This is a genomic window from Nocardia terrae (assembly GCF_009760405.1).
Taxonomy (GTDB): Bacteria; Actinomycetota; Actinomycetes; order Mycobacteriales; family Mycobacteriaceae; genus Nocardia; species Nocardia terrae.
On record NZ_WRPP01000001.1, the window covers coordinates 1,783,147 to 1,800,573 of the forward strand.

At 65.8% G+C, this 17,427-nt stretch carries 16 protein-coding genes, 1 tRNA gene and 1 pseudogene; 7 read left to right on the forward strand and 11 right to left on the reverse strand.

Annotation, left to right across the window (positions count from 1 at the left end):
* Window positions 1-18 precede the first annotated feature (18 nt).
* Window positions 19-1,065 (forward strand): Lrp/AsnC family transcriptional regulator, encoded by a 1,047-nt coding sequence (locus tag GPX89_RS08250; RefSeq protein WP_328601601.1) that lies wholly within the window; start codon window positions 19-21, stop codon window positions 1,063-1,065.
* Here GPX89_RS08250 and GPX89_RS08255 read toward each other — a convergent pair.
* The 4 genes from GPX89_RS08255 to GPX89_RS08270 form a co-directional block, all read right to left on the reverse strand.
* On the reverse strand, window positions 1,062-1,769 hold the full coding sequence (locus tag GPX89_RS08255; protein ID WP_157386608.1) for a TetR/AcrR family transcriptional regulator: 708 nt from the start codon (window positions 1,767-1,769) through the stop codon (window positions 1,062-1,064). The two genes, GPX89_RS08250 and GPX89_RS08255, sit on opposite strands and share 4 nt — an antisense overlap.
* A 59-nt stretch (window positions 1,770-1,828) precedes the next feature.
* Complete coding sequence (locus tag GPX89_RS08260; protein ID WP_157386609.1) at window positions 1,829-2,548, reverse strand: hypothetical protein; 720 nt, start codon at window positions 2,546-2,548, stop codon at window positions 1,829-1,831.
* A 303-nt stretch (window positions 2,549-2,851) separates the two neighbouring features.
* A complete protein-coding gene (locus tag GPX89_RS08265) occupies window positions 2,852-4,363 on the reverse strand; it encodes a DUF1254 domain-containing protein (RefSeq protein WP_235946700.1) in 1,512 nt (503 codons plus the stop codon).
* Between the two features lie 38 nt (window positions 4,364-4,401).
* Window positions 4,402-5,895 (reverse strand): DUF1214 domain-containing protein, encoded by a 1,494-nt coding sequence (locus tag GPX89_RS08270; RefSeq protein WP_157386611.1) that lies wholly within the window; start codon window positions 5,893-5,895, stop codon window positions 4,402-4,404.
* Between the two features lie 119 nt (window positions 5,896-6,014).
* On the opposite strand from GPX89_RS08270, the gene GPX89_RS08275 reads away from it, so the two are divergent.
* The gene (locus tag GPX89_RS08275; RefSeq protein ID WP_157386612.1) at window positions 6,015-6,911 is read left to right on the forward strand and encodes a helix-turn-helix domain-containing protein; all 897 of its coding nucleotides are present in this window, start codon (window positions 6,015-6,017) and stop codon (window positions 6,909-6,911) included.
* Between the two features lie 38 nt (window positions 6,912-6,949).
* Here GPX89_RS08275 and GPX89_RS08280 read toward each other — a convergent pair whose 3' ends face one another.
* The 4 genes and pseudogenes from GPX89_RS08280 to GPX89_RS44380 form a co-directional block, all read right to left on the reverse strand.
* Window positions 6,950-8,371, reverse strand: coding sequence for an amidase (locus tag GPX89_RS08280; protein WP_157386613.1), 1,422 nt, complete (start codon window positions 8,369-8,371; stop codon window positions 6,950-6,952).
* A gap of 1,101 nt (window positions 8,372-9,472) precedes the next feature.
* The gene (locus tag GPX89_RS08285) at window positions 9,473-10,039 is read right to left on the reverse strand and encodes a PadR family transcriptional regulator (protein WP_157386614.1); all 567 of its coding nucleotides are present in this window, start codon (window positions 10,037-10,039) and stop codon (window positions 9,473-9,475) included.
* A gap of 80 nt (window positions 10,040-10,119) precedes the next feature.
* The gene (locus tag GPX89_RS08290) at window positions 10,120-10,530 is read right to left on the reverse strand and encodes an SUMF1/EgtB/PvdO family nonheme iron enzyme (RefSeq protein WP_235946701.1); all 411 of its coding nucleotides are present in this window, start codon (window positions 10,528-10,530) and stop codon (window positions 10,120-10,122) included.
* 68 nt (window positions 10,531-10,598) lie between these two features.
* A pseudogene (locus tag GPX89_RS44380) lies at window positions 10,599-10,682 on the reverse strand (formylglycine-generating enzyme family protein); the annotation flags it as partial.
* A gap of 111 nt (window positions 10,683-10,793) precedes the next feature.
* Here GPX89_RS44380 and GPX89_RS08295 point away from each other — a divergent pair.
* The 4 genes from GPX89_RS08295 (at window position 10,794) to GPX89_RS08305 (ending at window position 13,756) form a co-directional block, all read left to right on the forward strand.
* Window positions 10,794-12,359, forward strand: a complete 1,566-nt coding sequence (locus GPX89_RS08295) for a cellulase family glycosylhydrolase (protein ID WP_157386615.1) — start codon at window positions 10,794-10,796, stop codon at window positions 12,357-12,359.
* A gap of 145 nt (window positions 12,360-12,504) precedes the next feature.
* Entirely contained in the window at window positions 12,505-12,825 is a 321-nt protein-coding gene (locus GPX89_RS43755; RefSeq protein ID WP_198347302.1) for a Fic family protein, read from the forward strand.
* Between the two features lie 152 nt (window positions 12,826-12,977).
* Window positions 12,978-13,640: a Fic family protein gene (locus GPX89_RS08300; protein WP_328601602.1), complete on the forward strand. Its 663-nt coding sequence runs from the start codon at window positions 12,978-12,980 to the stop codon at window positions 13,638-13,640.
* Between the two features lie 23 nt (window positions 13,641-13,663).
* A tRNA-Met gene (locus tag GPX89_RS08305) sits at window positions 13,664-13,756 on the forward strand.
* A gap of 228 nt (window positions 13,757-13,984) precedes the next feature.
* Here the strand turns inward: GPX89_RS08305 and GPX89_RS43760 are convergent.
* The 3 genes from GPX89_RS43760 to GPX89_RS08315 are packed head-to-tail and all read right to left on the reverse strand — an operon-like array spanning window position 13,985 to window position 16,400.
* The gene (locus GPX89_RS43760) at window positions 13,985-14,122 is read right to left on the reverse strand and encodes an alpha/beta hydrolase family protein (RefSeq protein ID WP_198347304.1); all 138 of its coding nucleotides are present in this window, start codon (window positions 14,120-14,122) and stop codon (window positions 13,985-13,987) included.
* Window positions 14,119-14,826: an alpha/beta hydrolase gene (locus GPX89_RS08310; protein WP_157386616.1), complete on the reverse strand. Its 708-nt coding sequence runs from the start codon at window positions 14,824-14,826 to the stop codon at window positions 14,119-14,121. The genes GPX89_RS43760 and GPX89_RS08310 overlap by 4 nt, the downstream gene beginning before the upstream one ends.
* 41 nt (window positions 14,827-14,867) lie before the next feature.
* Window positions 14,868-16,400, reverse strand: coding sequence for a hypothetical protein (locus GPX89_RS08315; protein WP_157386617.1), 1,533 nt, complete (start codon window positions 16,398-16,400; stop codon window positions 14,868-14,870).
* 74 nt (window positions 16,401-16,474) lie between these two features.
* On the opposite strand from GPX89_RS08315, the gene GPX89_RS08320 reads away from it, so the two are divergent.
* Window positions 16,475-17,047: a PadR family transcriptional regulator gene (locus tag GPX89_RS08320; protein WP_157386618.1), complete on the forward strand. Its 573-nt coding sequence runs from the start codon at window positions 16,475-16,477 to the stop codon at window positions 17,045-17,047.
* The last annotated feature ends 380 nt before the right edge of the window (window positions 17,048-17,427 follow it).

A 17,427-nucleotide genomic window follows, 5' to 3' on the forward strand; every position in this document is an offset into this window, starting at 1 on the left:
CGCAATACCGTCCCAATCGTGCAGGATTTCATTCCACTGGACGAGATCGACGCCGCTATTGTCAGCGCACTGCAGATCAGCCCGCGGGCCAGCTGGACGCAGCTCGCCCGGGTCCTGCAGATGGATTCGGTGACCGTGGCGCGGCGCTGGAAGCGGCTCACCGATGCGGGCGCGGCGTGGGTGGTCGGCCACCCGGGGCCGGTGCTCGCCGCATCGGGCGCCGGTTGCTTGGCGTTCATCGAGGTCGACTGCGTCAACGGCCGACTGCTGGAGGCCGCGGAGTATCTGATGCGCCAACCGATGGTCGTCGGCGTCGAGCATGTGACCGGCGATCGGGACCTCCTGGTCACCGTTATCGCCGCCGGGCTCGGTGAGCTGTCCCGATGGGTCACCGGCACCTTGGGTTCGTTGAGTTCGGTGGTCGCGGGCCGGACGCATCTGGCGGGTACGGTGCACATGCACCGCAGTCGGTGGCGCTTGCATGCCCTGCCGACGGACCGCGTGGAGCGGCTCGCCGCGGCGGGGTCGACCCGTCGCGGGCGTACGGAACCTCAGCTGTCCGGCCCGGATTGGGATCTCGTGGCCGCGCTGTCGGTGGACGGCCGGGCCTCCTACACCGAGCTCGCCGCGGCCTGCGGCCTCAGCATCGACACCGCGCGCCGTCGCACCATGCAGTTGATCGAATCGGGTGCGGTTCAACTGAGCTGTGACCTCGCCGCGCCGCTGGCGAGCAGGCCGGTGTACGTGGTGCTGTGGGTGAGCGTGCCCGCCAACGGTTTCACGCAAGCGGCGCAGGCGATCGCCGGTATTCGGGATGTCCGGATGTGCGTGGGCATCACCGGCCGGCAAAACCTGATGGTCATGGCCTGGGTGCAATCCGCTCAGGATATTCAGCGCTTCGAAACACGGGTCGCGCAGCAGGCGCCCGGAATCGAGATCGTCGACCGGGCGGTGGCGTTGTCGCTGATGAAGCTCAACGGTCAGCTCTTGGACGACAACGGCTATCGGCGTGGTGCGGTCCCCATCTCGCCCGGGGGTCCGGCGTCCGCGCCGCCGTTGGATTAATCTGCGTCGATGCGGGTGTACCAGGGCCAGGCAGGCTCGGCCGGGGCATCCGCGAGCTGGTGCGTGAGCTGGGTCGCGGTCTCGGAAACCGGTGCGGTGAGTATGCCCACTGTGGCGTCGACGAGGTTGGCGCAGAACAGATCGGAACGGGCGGAGTCGACCGGATTATCGTGTGGCGCGGCATGTTCGAAGTTCGCGAGCGCATGGACGGCGAGGGTTGTGCTCAGCGACAGCCGGGTTCGCAGGACGGGTTCGGGAATTCGGTCGAGTCGCGATGCCAACGTGGACAATACGAACCGCAGGCTGCTGGTGACTTCGGGATCGGCCTGTGTCAGCGCATAGACCCAGGGCGGATTCGACACCTGGGACAGGAAGCGCAGAAAGTATCCGCCCGGGGGTCGGGTCAGCTCTGCGAAGGGCCGGATCAGGGCTCCCGCGAGTTCTTGCACACTCAGCCGACGGGTGTCGTAGCCGAACTCGGCGAGCAGTTCCCAGCGGCGCTGGTTCACCGTGCCGGTGTGTTGTTCGAAGATCTCGCGGACCAGTTGTTCCTTGGTGCCGAAGTGGTATTGCGCGGCGGATTTGTTGCGCTGTCCGGCGGCGGCGGTGAGCTCCCGCAGGGAGACCGCGTCGATGCCGCGTTCGGCGAACATGCGCAGCGCGGTGACCGACAGTGACCGCTTGGTGGAGAGACCTTCTGACACGTCGACAGCCTAATGACGGGACCCGGCCGGGCCGGAGGAACGCGGCCGGGTCGCGGCGGCTACTTGGCGGCCGGAGCCGGAGGGGTGAACGGCTGGTTGATGGTGGTGAAGTATTGGATCGCGGAGGCGATGGCCACCGGCGCGGTGACGAAGAGTTGGCCGGCGATGGTCCCGAGGAAGCCGACGGTGGAGGCGCCGATCAGGCAGCCGGCGACGGGGCCGACACCGAACATGGTGGCGAGCGGGGCGGTGGCGGCGGCGAAGACGACGCCGCCGATGACGCAGCCCAGGGCGGCCCCGCCGAGGCCGCCGACCAGGGTGCCGACGGTAGCGCCCATACCGATGGTGTCGCGCAGGCGACTCCAAGCGGCCTGTTCGCGGTCGTACTGGGTCTTCCAGGGGGCCTGGTCCTCGAAAGGCAGGGCGACCGGCTTGTACACGGCGTGGGATTCGTCGAACCGGGGCGTCAGGGTGGCGGTGTGGTCGGTGAGCTGGGCGGCGATCGGGAAGACGAAATCGTCGACGCGGAAGGACAATTCGGTGCCCGCGAGGATGGTGCCGTCGGCGGCCTTGATCATGAAGACGCCGTTGTCGACGCCGAGTGAGCCCGCGTCGGTGCGGATGGTCATGGTGCCGTCTTCGGTGGCGTTGGCGACGTAGTTCACGCCGGATTCGGTTGTCGCCGAGCGGGTCTGTGAGTCGGCGGAGGCGGTCGCGGTGACGGTTGTGAGGGTAGCGGTCGCCAGTGCGGCGGCCGTGACCAAGGTGGTGATCCTCATCGGTATTTCTCCTCGAATTCAGCGTCACGGGTGTGATGGGTGCCGGATTTGCTCGGCGATCGATCACCGGTGATGCACCAGAAAGTGGTGTGTGGAACATGTCACGGCCAGACGTGTCCTCGATCACTCCAGTCCCGGTGAGTGGGACTCTCATCAGGCGCTCAGGGCAGGTTCGGCTGTGCCGAGTCGGAGCTCTATCCAGTTGAGACGGGCTGACCCTCGTGGCTAGTTAAGGCAAACGCCTTAAGGCGATTGCCTTAATAGGGCAATCGCCTGGGGTAGCGCGCTATTGGAGGTTTGGTGTCAGTCGGTGCGAACGGCCTTGGCCATCGGATATGTGCCGTCCAGCAGTCCTGAGGTGGGGCCGTAGAAGCGAGCGGCCAGTTGGAAGTGGTCCTTGGGTGGAGTCGGCAGCCAGTTGCGTTTCTGGTCGGGGTCGGTGGGCGGGTCGGGTTGCAGGTAGAAGGTCAGCTTGCCGTCGGTGACCGTGTATGCGCCGGAGGCGAATTGGCCGCTGGTCACGCTGTATCGGTTGATCGGGTTGTCGATGAAGTAGCCGGCCGAGTCGTAGATCGGCAGCTCCCAGAATTCGGTTGTGGGCGGCAGTGTGCCGGTATCGAAGGTGAGCGTGTACCGGTGGCTGCCGTCCAGGTCACGGCCCCCGCTGTCGGTGAACAGGTAAGCGATGGTGTGCGATTGGTAGGGCACCGGCGTGCCCCAGGCGACGTCGTCGGCACCGGCCTTGGCTCGATAGTCCAGCGGGTCGGCGAACAGGTCCGATTGCAGTCGCCAGCCGTTCATGTCGATCTGGGTGGCGGTGAAGGCGTTGCGCGCGTTGGTGCGGGCGCGGGTGAAACCCTCATCGATCTTGGCGCGTCGATCCGCGTCGATCTTGTCCGGATCGAAGATCGCGCCCGGCTTCAGACCCAGCCGAGCCAGGCCGTTGAGAGTCTGAATCTCTTTGGCCGAGTCGGCTTTTCGGGTCAGGGTGGGATCGTTGAGCGCCAAGCTGAGCAGGTGTAGGTAGTCCAGTGCGGTCATCGACTTGGCGATGTCGGTGATCTGATCCATGCGTGGGAAGCTGCGATAGTCGCCCTTGACCTTCGGCTGTTGATCCAGCGCGGGGATGTGGCCCCCGGCTGCGGTCCACTGGCTCAGCGGGACCGCGCCGATGCCGAGCACGACCGCTCGTGCCGCGGCCATGTCCGCGTCGGTGCGGGAGGTGACCGCGATACGTGCCGACAGCACGAAGGAGTCGGAAGGCGCGCGCACGATCTGGGTTCCGGTGAAACCGGCCGGTAGTTTGCCGTGCCAGTCGGGTCCGATGAGCAGATATCGTTGTGGCGCATTGCCACTGAACTGCGAACCGGCTTTGAAGAACCAGTCGGCGTATTGGTCGCCGGCCTGCACGCTCCAGTACCGGCCGTCGGTCACCGCCGGCGTCTCGACGACGATCGGATCCTTCGACAGGTCGAACATGCCGCCCGAGTACAGCGTCGAGGCGTTGACGGTGGTGGCGACGCGACTGGTCTTGGCGTTGAACAATTCCAGTTGCGGTTGCAGGCGGTTGAGTCCATGGAAAGCGGGGCCGTCCTGCTGGGTGTACAGGTGGCGCAGTTCGTAGAATCCCGCGATATTGAGACCCCAGTCGAACGCCTGCTCGGTCAGATCCGCGATCTCGTTGCCGGACAGGGAACTATCGATCTGACCGGTGTCGGCGGTGGGAGAGCCGCAGGCGGCGATCATCGGGATGAGCGTCACCGCGGCGGCGGCCGCGGTACCGGCCCGCAGCAATTTGCGTCGGTTCTTCCTCAAGGGCCACCAGCCTCTCGTGTCATTGGTGGATTCGGGATTCATGCGGCAGTGATGTCAGGTAGCGGCCAGCTCCCGGTGTAGTAATCCGCAGTAGGTGCGTAGAGCCGGAACAGGACGAGGAATCCGCGCCCGGGAACGGTCTTGATCCAGTTCGATTCGCTGGTTCCGGCGGGCAGGCTCGGGCCGAAATGCGCCTCGATGGTGCCGTCGGGGTTGACCGTCGGATTCTTCAGCGACGAAATCGACGGGCGGCGAGTATCGGTGACGACGAAATGGAAGTCGTCCGCGTCGTAGGCGGAAGCCGACCAGTACGCCAGCATCGGGGCCTTGGGCGGCACCCGCAGCACATAGTGTTTCGAGCCGTCGAGGAAGCTGCCGGATGCGTCGCGGAAGCTGGTCAGGTACGCCGCGCCGGAACCGACGGGAGGCTTGGCACCCGGGTCGAGGAACTTCTGCATGGCGAAGCCGAACCGGAACAGCGCCGCGCGCTCGTCCACCTCGGTGATCGAATCTCGTTCCTGGGTATGAGAGGCCATCCCGGTCGGACTGCGCCACTGTGTTTTCGGATAGACGCTCTGCCGAGGCACGCGGGGATCGACCTCCAACGCGGAGACCATCTTCCGGCCGGTGTCCGAGGCTCGGGTCAGGATCGATGTCAGCCGATCGTCGGGCTGGAATGTGCGCCCGATGCCCAGGCCGAGCGGGGCGAGCATGCCGAGCATGATCCGGTCGCGTTCTTCGGGATACTCCGCCGCGAGGGCTTTCCCGAGCAGGGTGAAGTAGTCCGGTCCGTGCGGGGTCAGTCCGTCGTAGTCGTCGAAGTTCATGAGCCGGAACCGTGGAGCGGGCGGGTTCGACACCGCGGAGTAGGCGAAGAGGCTCGCCCGCTGCAGCCGGGCCGCAGCGTCGGCGACGCTGTCGCCACGGTTGCGGACCGCGCGTAGGAAGAGCATGCCGGTGTTCGTCTTCGATTGGCGGACAAAGAATCCCGCTTCCGGGGATGGGCCGGTGTACCCGGGTGGCAGCACCAGGTAGCGGCCGCCGCGCCCGGCATCAGGGCCGGTGCCGCCCACATCCTCGATCGGCCGCTGCCAGGCGTCCAAGAGCACGCCGTACTGGCCGCCACCCGGAATGTCGACCACCAGCGGGCCGGTGGCGGTGAGGTCGAAATAGGCGAAGGAGTAGACAACATCGTCGTTGCCGGTCTGCAGTTTCTGGTTGACCTGCTCGAGCTGGTTGAAGATGAACAACTCCAGCGGCGCGATGCCCAGTCGCCGTGCGCCCTCGGCCATCGCGGCCAGGCCGACCAGCGGCTGCGCCCAGATGTAGCCCTGTACGGCGCGCTGATAGTCCAGTTCGTCGTAGAGCGCCGCCGCGGTGTCCGCGCCCGGATAGCCGGTGGCATCGAGTTCGAAGACCGGATCGCCGGGATCGTTCGACCGGCGTTGCGGCGCTTCGGTTCTGGTGCAGGCGGCGGCGGTGGCGAGCCCGCCCGTGGCCAGTGCCGAGGCCAACAGTGCCCTGCGATTCATGGTTCGGCTCCCTTGCTGTCACCCATCGCGCGCACGCGAGCGAGGACCGTATGGCACGATGACAAATATTCATCATCATGTGTCCAATATTTGGCAGCCGGACAGGATAGGTCGTCGCCATGACGGAAAGCAAGAGCGCCGAGAGCGCCGGGCCGTCGGGATCGCCCCCGACCGAGCGGGTCGTGGCCGTAGTGGAACTGCTCGCGGGCCGCGGTGAGCCGATGTCGGTCTCGGAGATCGCCGGGGGACTCGATCTCAACAGATCGACCGTCGGCCTGATCCTCGGTGCGCTCGAGGGCGCCGGATGGGTAGCGCGGCGGCAGGATCGGCGCTATGAACTGGGCGTCGGCCTGGTCGGGGTCGCCGAGGCCGTGCGGGAGACCGTTCCGCTGCTGCACGGTCACGATCACGCGCTGCGCGCACTGGCGGACCGCACCGGATGCGGTGTCGCCCTTGCCCATATCGGGACCCGAGAGGCGACCATCGTCGGAATCGCGCGCGGCAACGCGGGCATACCCACTGAGGTCGGCATCGGCACCCGTCTGCCGCTCGCGGCACCGTTGGGCGCGACCGTCGTCGCACATCGCCCGCCCAACTTGCGGCGGGCCTGGCTCGACACGGCCGCACCCGAACTGCGGCAAGCTCTTTCGTCGGCCCTCGAGATCATCGCCGACACCGGACTGGCGGTGTTCGCTCTCGGCCGCACCGATCCGCGGCTGTTCGCGATGCTCGCCGAGATGAGCGAAGTGCTGTCCGCGCATCCGGGGCGGGTCGCTCTGCGCCGCAGAGTCTTCGACATGATGACCGAGTTGGCCGCCGCACCGTACGACCCCGATCGGATCGCTGCCGAGGGACCGTTGTCCATCAGCTTCCTCGCGGCCCCGATCGCCGTTGGTTCCGGTCGCCCGGCGTACGAACTTCAACTGGGCCCCATGCGAACCGGGGTCGAACAGGCCGAGCGGGAGCTGATGATTCGCGAATTGCTCGGCACAGCACGGGAATTGGTTAGCATCTGACGATGTTGCCGGGGCTTTGATCGGTATCGCGGTGGCCGTCAACGAATCGTCGGGCCGGGGCGCAGTTGTCCGACGTTCTGCTCGATCGAATACGCCGCACGGAGGACTTGGCCGTCTCGGTGATGAGGTCCGACAAGCTGAACCCCGACCGGCAGTCCCTGCGGGCTCAGTGAGATCGGCACGGTGATCGCCGGATTGCCGGTGTCGTTGAAGACCGAGGTGTAGGCGATGGGCAGTGTCCGGGTGCGCAGCGCGGTGGCGAGGTCCGGTCCGGTGGCGGGCCATGCGGTGGTCGGAGTGGTCGGTGTGAGCAGCAGATCGCAGGTATCGAACACGCGCGCGGCCCAGGCGTCCAGTTGTGCGCGATGACGCCAATACGCGGCGAATTGCGCGACGTCGGTGCCGCGAGCTTGGTCGAGTTGCGCGGCGAAGCCGGGTTCGAGATCGCCCGGGCGTTGGTCGAATTCGGATTCGAGCCGGGTCAGCCGGACGAAGGCGAGCACGTGCTGGCGTGCTCGCAGATGTTCTGCGTAGTCGTCCGCGCCGGGCAGCTTCGACGTGTCATGGATGACGTCGTGACCCGCCGCGTGCAGGATCTCCGCGGCGGTATCGAGCGCCACCCGCAATGTCGGTTCGGGGTCGGCGACACCGAGGGTGGGGTTGACCGCGATCCGCAAGGGCCGCAACGGTTCATCCAGCAGAGCGCGATAGGAGACGCCGGGATCCGGCAACGAGAACGGGTCCGACGCATGGAATCCAGCGGCCACGTCCAAGTGCAGGGCGGTGTCGCGGACCGTACGGGCCATCGGCGTCGCGCAGCTGTGGCGCGCCCACCCGTGCATGGTGGACGGTCCTTCCGGAATCCGCCCACGAGTCGGTTTGAGCCCGATGATGCCGCACAGGGCAGCGGGGATCCGAGTGGAGCCGCCGCCGTCACTCGCGGTGGCGAGGGGAACCATCCCGGCCGCGACGGCGGCCGCCGAACCACCACTGGAACCTCCCGGTGACCTCTCGAGATCCCAAGGGTTGCGGGTGATACCGAACAGATCGTTGGCGGTATGAATGGCCGAACCCAACGGCGGGGTGTTCGTCTTACCGATCACGATGGCACCTGCGGCCCGCAACCGCGAAACGTGCGTGCTGTCACTCGTACGCGCGGGAGCATCCCGAAATCCGCTGGTACCGAAGCTGGTCGGGAACCCAGCCGCATGCTCGAGATCTTTGACGACCACCGGGATACCGGCGAGGGGCCCGATTTCGTCGCCACGCGCGATCCGATTCGCACAGATCTCGGCCGCAGCGATCGCCGCATCGTGATCGAGGCTGACGATCGCATTGATCTCGCCGTTCAGCTCATCGATCCGGTCGAGAGTGTGCTGCATGAGCTCGGTGGGAGACAGTCGGCGCGACCGGATCAGCTCCGTGAGCTCGGTCGCGGATGTGAACGCCAGATCTGTCATCGCGCAGCCTGCAGGGACATGATGCCTACTTCCTTCAGCGCCCTGGCATCGCTGCCACGGCCACAATCAAATCAACGATCCGATAGTAACTAATCGTTAATAAGATGCATACCGTGCGTGGCAAGGGCGAACGTCGGCATGGGCAGACCCTGCCGCTCGGCCGACCTTCGGCCCATGTCGGCAAGCCGAACCCGCCTGCGGCACCGTGCCGCACAACGGCCCGTGTGGACGGGTCCTCGTTGCCTCATGGGCCAGAAGGTGCGGCTGCAGGTCCGAAGCCGGGCGTACGTCCGAACGGTCGATGCGGCGGAACCGGTGGGATGCATTGGGAATTCAAGTGCCATTTTGCGTGCCATTTTGCGGCCGAAATGGTGGGAGTCCACGGGCTCTGGTCGGACATGATGGGCAGCGTCGGGATCGTGAAATCGCAGGTCAGAATAGGGGAACCCCCAAGATCGCCAGGTCAGCGAATGATCTTGGGGGTTCTACGAGATGATGAAGAAAGACTAGCTAGTACCAGGCATTTCGACAGCGCGGCGGGGTTATTTTCGGCTGGCGGAGTGCCACTTCGAATCGGTTCGGGAGCTGTAGGTGCGGTCGGGTCCTTCTTCGTCGGTGGGTGGATGGTGAAGGACTGACTGTTTCTACTGGTCAGGGCCGACCTGCCTACCGCTCACTTGCGGATGGCTGTGACGACGCCTTCACCGGCGTAGGCCCCGACAACGATCGCCTCAACACCGATGGGTGTGAGCGTCGGCCGACGGCAGCGGGAACTCATGATCGGTCACGAACGCGTGCTATGAGAACGACGGATCATGTTGCGGCAGTATCCATCGCGCCTGCTCCGGACCTTCATCGAGGCGGCACACCGCATACACGCTCTCGGGCCAGACGACGAGTCCCTCGTCTTCGGGGCTCTCGCCGAAACGATCGGTCGGGTGGGCAAGCGGCAACTCCACCACGTGCCGTCGCATAGGAGACCGAGCGCACAACTCGGCCGCCAAACGTGCTCCGATCACGGTCGGTCGAGCTGTGCCCACCGCGAACTGGATGAGGAAGCCGGAATCGCCCCGGTTCGCGGTGAAGAATCCCAGGGCCGGGTCAGTTACGGCGACCCGACTCCAGGCGTACGAGCGTGAGTTCGAGCCATGCGATATAGCTCGCTGTGGAGGCGTATCCCTGTTCGTGTGCCAGGGTTTGCAGTTCGCGGGCCCAGGACGGATCCAGGTCCGGGATCTGTGGTTCGTAGTCGGCCGGGAACGGTGCGGCCGCGGAGAGGTTGTCGTGGCGGCGGCGGTATTCCAGTTCCGTACGCACGATATCGATGGCGATCTTGCGGTCCAGTTGGCCCGCGAAGATCAGACGCAGCTTGAAGTCCGGATCCATCGGGCGCGGCGACGGCTCGAACGGTGACCGCGCCCATTCCAGTAGTGCTTCGCGACCGGCGGCGGTCAGCGAGTAGATCTTCGCGTCGGGCCGGCCTTCACGCGGGTCCACCTCGAAATCCACCCAGCCACTGTCGACGAGTTTGCTCAGCCGGCGGTAGATCTGCGGCAGTTGCACGCCGTATCCGATGTAGCGGCCCGGGCCGTCCATCCAGCGGCGCAGGTCGTATCCGGAGTATCGGCCCAAGGCCAGCGCACCCAGCATCACGCAATCGAGCTGCATCCGTATACTATGTTCCTAGGAATGTAGATGCGCGCCATCCTCAACCGAGGCGGCGATGTCAAGCGTCAAGCGTCAAGCGGTCAGTGCTCAGCGGAAGCCCGTGTGCCCGGCTGAAGAATCCGGGAATTGGCCGAGCGTGCCGCCACCCGGTAGCGGAAGCAGTACGAGTCGTGACACATGTGAGAGCCACCGCGGATCACCCGATTCGCTCCGGACGGCAGGTCCATCGACAAGGCGGGCGAGTTCTCGCCGTGCTGAACGGTCCAGGCGTCGGCACACCATTCCCAGACATTGCCGCAGCTGTTGTAGAGGCCGAATCCGTTGGGCGCGAACGCGTTCACCGGTGCGATGCCCTTGCAGCCGTCCGCTGCGGTGTGCTTGGCCGGAAACGAGCCACGCCAGATGTTGCAGCGGTATTCACAGCCGGGATCGAGTTCGTCGCCCCAGGGATACCGTGCCTGCGCACGCCGCCACGGGCGGCGTACTCCCATTCGGCCTCGGTGCGGTAGCCGGTCGCGTCGGCAAAGGCCGCGAAGCGATCGTTGGAGACCGCGCAGGCGTCGATGAGGAACGGGCGCAAGCGAACCCGGCGCACCGGCCCCTCGCCGTCACCCGGATATCCACTGCCGTCCTCGGTGCCCATGAGGAACTCGCCGCGGCCTCCTCGGCTCAAATCATCGCCTGATATGTTCCAAGGTACATAGTCTGGTCTGGATTAGCGGCAACCCCCGCCGAGAAAAGCAGAGGAGGCGTTTTGCCGAAGAAATTGTCGACCGCGTTCCGGGTGGTCGGTGGGCGGATCGGGATCCTCGGCGGCGTGGCCGTCGTAGCGCTCACCGTCGCGGCATCGCCGGCCCCGGCCGAGCCGGTCGCCGAACCGGGTGCCTGGCTGCATGCCGATGGCTCGGCGATCCGTGATGCGTCGGGGCGGCAAGTGCTGCTCCACGGCGTCAACGTCGTCGCGAAGACCGCGCCGTACTACGTCTCTACCGATGGGCCGCTGGCCTTTGGTCCCGGCGATGCCGACGCCATCGATGCGGCCGGGTTCAATGTGGTGCGGCTCGGTCTGCAGTGGAAGGGTCTCGAACCGGGAACCTTGCCGCCCGACAGCTCGCAGATTTGCGGTCCCGGTGCGGTCGAGGATCCGGGTCAGTACGACCCGAAGGTGGTGTCCGACTACCTGGACCGCATCGAGGACACTGTCGATATGCTCGCCCAGCGCCACATCTACACGTTGCTGGACATGCATCAGGATGTCTTCTCCGAACGATTCGGCGGTGACGGGGCACCGGATTGGGCGCTGTGCACCGACGGCGCTCCGATCGTGACGACGCCCAGCAAGATCGGCGGAGTGATGCCGGCGGCGCAGAACGCAGTGGGCCATTTCTGGCGTAACGACGTCCGTGGCGGCCTACAGCAGGAATTCCAGCGCGTATGGCGTGCCGTGGCAACGCGATTCGCCGACGATCCGTGGGTGCTGGGCTATGACCCGTTCAACGAGCCGATGAGCTTTCGATCCGCCGGCACCTCGATGGACACCTTGACCCAATGCTTCTACGCCGGAAGACAGGATCCCGGCCGATCGGCCATCGGTGATGAGCTCTCCTGCCCGGCGACGGTGCCGGACGATGGTGTACTGCAGGCGATCAGGTCGGTCGATGCCCGGCATATGCTGTTACCGGAACCCCCCGTCGTCGGCGGCAGCGATCTCGGCCCGATGCCGTTGTCGAATACTGCGGTCAACGTCCACGACTACTGCCTGCTGAGCGTCGTGTCTCGTAATCTGCTGGGCGGTACCGGATTCAGCACCGGGTGCCGCGACTCCGAACAGGCTGCCATGGATCGAACCGTCGCCCATGCGAACGGGCAGCCACTCCTGATGACCGAATTCGGGGCCGAGGACGATCAATCCGACCTCGCCACCGTCGCCGACCTCGCCGATCAGTACACGACCGGATGGGTTTACTGGGACTGGGCTACCTATGGTGCCGGTGGCGACCAGGCGGGCACCCAACCGCTGCAAGACGATCTCCGACTGCGCCCCAAGGCCGTTGCCCTGGTCCGCGCGTATCCGACTCATATCGCGGGCACGCTGACCGCCCTGCAATACAACCCGGACACCCGCGTGATGACCGCGACCTACCGCGCTACCTCGTCGGACCCCACGGATATCGTCGCCCCGGCCTTCGCCTACCCCGACGGCTTCTGCGCCACCGCCGGCGATGCGCAGGTCCACACCGCCGGCGATCGAGTCTCCGTCGTCGCCGAGGCTGGGCAGAATCCGGCCGTCACCATCCGTCCGGGGCGTTGCCCGGCCTGAATCCCGTTACACAGCAAGCTGATTGCCGATTGACGGCGCCGGTGATCAGCGCCCCTGACTCGAGAGGGCGGGGTCGAGGTTCCGGGCTCGATCTGGCGCCGCAGTGGTGTTTGACGTAATGATTGCGTCAAATTATCGCGGTGTCATGCTGTTCCCGACGCCTGAATTGACCGCCGCTGACGTTCGTGTCCTTGCTGATATGGACCGGATGCGTGCCGATCTGCGTCATGAGCTTCAGGGCAAGCCTGGCAAATGGGTGGGTGGGCTGCGCAAATTCTTGACGGCGGATGCTGTCGCTGCGTCGAACTCCATCGAAAGGTTCAAGGTCTCCACCGTTGATGTGCAGGATCTGATCGCCGGTGAACGAGATGTCGAGGTTTCGGGGGAGAACAGGGGCGAGACGCTGGCGTACGAGCGGATGATGACCTACATCCAAACATTGCATGATGTAGGCGATTTCGGCTAGGGCAAGGGTTTTTTCAACGCGCTCCATTGGATGCTGCAGGGGCACCGGCACGCCGAGCGTCGCCCGGCCGGGCAGTGGCGTCGCGGCCCCGTGTACGTGACCGATGCCGCGATCCGAGCATCGCTGCCTACACCGCCCCCGATGCTGAGCTGGTGCCAACCTTGATGGAAGAGCTTGTGGGTTGGCTCGGTGTCGAGCACGGGACGCACCCGCTCGTGCGTGCGGCGATGGCGCACCTGCATCTGGTGTCCATTCATCCGTGGGCCTATGGCAACGGACGAATGTCGCGATCACTGCAAACCTTGATGATCGCCCGTGAAGGTGTTCTCGCGCCGGAGTTCTCGTCCATCGAGGCGTGGCTCGGCCGGCCGGGTAACACGTGGGAGTACTACCATGTGCTCGGTCGACGGGGCAGTACTTACCGTCCGGATCAGGATGTGTCCGAATGGATTCGGTTCAACTTGACGGCCTATCACCAGCAAGCGCAAACCGTGCACGCTCGATGGGTTCGGTCCGGCACGGTGTGGGCGAAGCTCGAGGAGTACGTCACGGGTATCCGCCTCGATGAGAGGGTTGTGAGCGCGTTGCATGATGTCGCGATGTCCGGTCGCGTCCGTCGAACCCGATATGAGCAAGCCGAAGGGTTGAGTCTGCAACAGGCGCAACGCGATCTGCGTGACCTTGTCGTGCTGGAGGTGCTCGAGCCGGTCGGTCGCACCCGAGCACGCTTCTATACTGCCGGACCGCGTTTTCCCGCCGACGTGCTGGAGGTCGCCGGCACCCCTACGACCCTCCAGAATCCGTACGCCGGGTAGGGAAAGGCGTTCGCGCTGCCCGCGGCAGCCGAGTGGTTGCTCATCACTGGGATGATGACGAAGGCGCTGGGCTCATAACCCAGAGGTCGCAGGCTCAAATCCTGTCCCCGCTACCAACGAGGGCGGTTCTGACCGGTAGGTTCAGGGTCGCCCTCGACTTTTGTCGAGGTTCGTGGCAGCGGATTTGGCATCATCCCGATTCGGCTGTGCCGACGGTCACCGGATTCTCCTTCTGCCTCGCTGTATGTGGTGTCCATGCGAGGAGGACACCGCTCGTTTCGAGCCGGGCAGACCCTTTCCAGCAGCTCCCGCACGGCACCCAGTGGGAGGTAGGCCGTGTTCCCCTATAGATGGTCGAGGAGGAAGGTGATGGTCGGGGTGGTGGCGTCGTCGGCGTAGCGCATGGCGTGGCGGTTTCCGGGGAGGGTTCGGGTTTCGACGGGGGTGCCCACGGCGCGGAGCCGGTCGGCGAAGCCGGTCATCTGATCGGTGTCGACCAGTTCGGATTCGGAGTTGAACAACAGGGTGGGCGGACCGGCGGTGGTGACGTTGTGGGTGGGCGAGCCCTGTTCGGCGAGGGCGTTGCATTCGGGCGTGGCGGGGGTGCAGCCGAGGAACTTCTGCGCGGCATACACGGCCATGGCTTGATCGCGGACGCCGCCGTGCGGGTCAGGTCGTAGGGGCCGGACCAGCCGACGATGGCTTGGAGTGGAGTGTTGCCGGTGGTGACGGCCAACAGGAGCAGGTTGGCGCCGGCGGAGGTGCCGAGTCCGCCGATGCGGTCCGGGTCGATGCCGAATTCGCTTGCGTGGGAGCGGATGTAGGTGATGGCGGCGGCGGCGTCGTCACGTTCGCGGGGGAAGCGGGGTGCGTCGAGGTCGTAGTCGATGTTGACGACGACGAGTCCGGCGTCGGCGGCTTGGCGGGCGGGCGGGTCGAGGTGAGTGCGCGAGCCGCCGCTCCAGCCGCCGCCGTGCACCATGACGACGGCGGGCGCGTTCGCTCGGGGGTTCGGCGGGCGGTAGATGGTCATGGGTTCGGATCCGTGGTCGGTCGGGTACGACGATTCGATGGTCGTCACGCCGGACTCGTCGGCGGCCATGGCGGGTGCCGCGGTCGCGGCGGCGGGCACAATCAAGACGGCCGTTGCCAAGGCGGTGCGCAGTAAGGGGTTCAGCCGGGGCATGGCATTCCTTCGTCGAGGTGGGTGAGATGGCTGTGGCTGGTTCACCGTTGTGTGACAACGGTTTCCGAATAGGGCGGCAGCGTGATCGTGGTGTCGGCGTCCGCCTCGGTCGTGGTGACCCGATCGGCGGGATCGAATGCGGGAGTGGCGGCGCCTCCCGCTTGAAAGGTGATGGTGTGCAGGTGATCCGGCACGTCACGTGGAAGATTCACCGTCACGGCGGTGCTTCCGTTGTTGATCAGGATCGCCGACCACCTGTCCGCGTCGCGCAGTTCGACAGCGGTCACCGCGGCCGCCGCCGTCGCGGTCGGCGGCGAGACGAGCACGGTCGGAATCCGCGGTGGATCCTGCAGCGCCAGTTCGGCTACGGTGTCCGACCGGCGCAGCGCTCGTGAGATCGGGGTCAGGGCGTGATACAGCGCGGTGCGCCCGAACAGCTCCGAACCGTCGGTGCCGTCGGCGAGGAAGGCATGGATCACGACGTTGGGTTTGGACGCGGGCTGGTCGGCGACCGTCGCGCCATTGAGTCCCGAGTGCAAGATCGCCATGTCGACGCGTGGATCGGCGAGCGCGCGCAGGGTGAACGACGCCACCGAAAGCCCGTGCGCCCATGTCTGTTTCGGTGTGGAGAGGGAGTCGCCTCCGGGCAGCTTGCTCAGATAGTTGGTCCGGTTGTATTCGGTCAGCCACACCCGCAGTCCGGAGGGCACCGCGTCGAGTACGCCGCGGGAGAAGCGTTCCCAGGTCGCCGATCCGGCTCCGGCGGTCGAGTCGATATCGGCGGCGACCGGGTCCGGCTGCCAGTAGACGTGGAAGACGACCGCGTCCGCGTCGCGGATGGTGTCGTACAGGCCGCGGTTCCAGGTGGCGAAGCGCTTGTCCGTGGTCAGCATGGCTGTTTCGTCCGCGCCGCAGACTGCGATCCGCGCGTCGGGAAACTCCTTGCGCAACACCGGTATCCAGTCGTTCATGGCGTGTGCGTAGTCGGCTCCGGTGGGATAGACCCGGCGGTAGTAGGCATGGGTGTCCCATAGCTCGTTGCCCAGTTCGATGTGGCGCACCCGCATGCCCAGCCCTTGTGCGGCGTGCAGCATCGCCACCTGCTCGTCGAGGGTGGAGGTGAGCACGTTCAGATCGAACACCGGTTGCGCGCCGACATGCGTGACGATCTCGGCCCAATCCTCGAGCCGCAACGGGCGGCGGCCTTCGTTGTTGCCGGCGAACAGTCCATCGGGCTCCTGGATGAACTCTCCGGTCCGCCAGTCCAGCCACTCGGCGGTAGTGCCGCCGAACACGCGGATGAATCCGGGCCGTGCCTCGGCCAGGGCATCGAGGTATCGGGCATCGACCCATTGCGCGGCATTCTGCGGTGACACGATGCGCGCCCCGTTGAGGCCGAAGAACTCCGGCTCCAGCGGATGGGTCGGGCCGGGTAGCAGCGGCAGTCCGCTCGGTTCCGCAGCGGCCGTACCCGGCCTGTTCAGCGTGGTGGCCAGTGCGGCCATTGCCGCGGCCCCCGCGACGCCGCGAGCGAATCCGCGACGGGTGAGGTGTGTTCCGTTTCGACCTTCCATGAGATGGTATAGTAACCATCATTCATATGAATGAAGTTACTTATGATCTAAAGAACATATGAAAGGGTGGCTCGATGCTGGAGCAAGTGGTCCTCGGAATGCTCGCTCTGCGCCCGTTTTCCGGTTACGACCTCGGGAAATGGATGCAGGGCCCGGGCCAGTTCATCGGTTACCGCGCCCACCTGCCGCAGATATACAAGGTCCTCGCGAAACTGACCGATCGCGGGTGGGTCGAGTACGAAGTGGACCGGCGCGAGGGCAAGCCCGACGCCAAGGTCTACCAGCTCACCGAGGCCGGACGTCAGGCGCTGATCGATTGGGCGCACACGCCTTACGAGCCGTCACCTCGCCCCAAGGATCCAGATTTCACCTTGCGCTTTCTGATCGCGGGCCAGCTCGATCGCGAGCTGGCCCTGTCGATCCTGCGCACCGAACTCGCCTACCGCCTCGAACAACGCCGCAACCCGACGCGGCTCGAAGAGATCACCGCCTCTATCGACCCCATACCGGGCATCGACCCCGCCTGGGCCGCCCGGATTCTGGCACTGTCCCACGGACGCGGCCGAGACGCCGGGAGTCAGCACATCGCCTGGCTCGAAACCACCATCGCCGAACTCGAAACCGAGAACCCCCACGGCGCACCGTGAACACCGGCCGGAGGTCTCGCCGGACTGGTGCTCGGGGGCGACCGCCATCGCCTCCGCACTCACATACTTCTCCGTCATGCAGGCCCGGGCCCGGCACCAGCAAGTACGCGCCCTACGTGGGAGTGCCACGTCGAATTGGTTCGGGAGCTGTCGGTGCGGTCGGGTCCTTCTTCGTTGGTGGGTGGATGGTGAAGGGCTGACTGTTTCTGTTGGTCAGGGGACCGTGCGCGGCTTCGTAGGGCAGTCCCGTCTGCGAGGTGTGCCCTCCGGGTGAGTCAGCGTGGTGTGCCCGCGCGACGGCGGTCTCTTCGATGCGACTGTTTCGTCGAGTGCCTGAGCATGGGCGAGATCCCTTGCCGGCGCTGTGCGTTCGCGCCGAC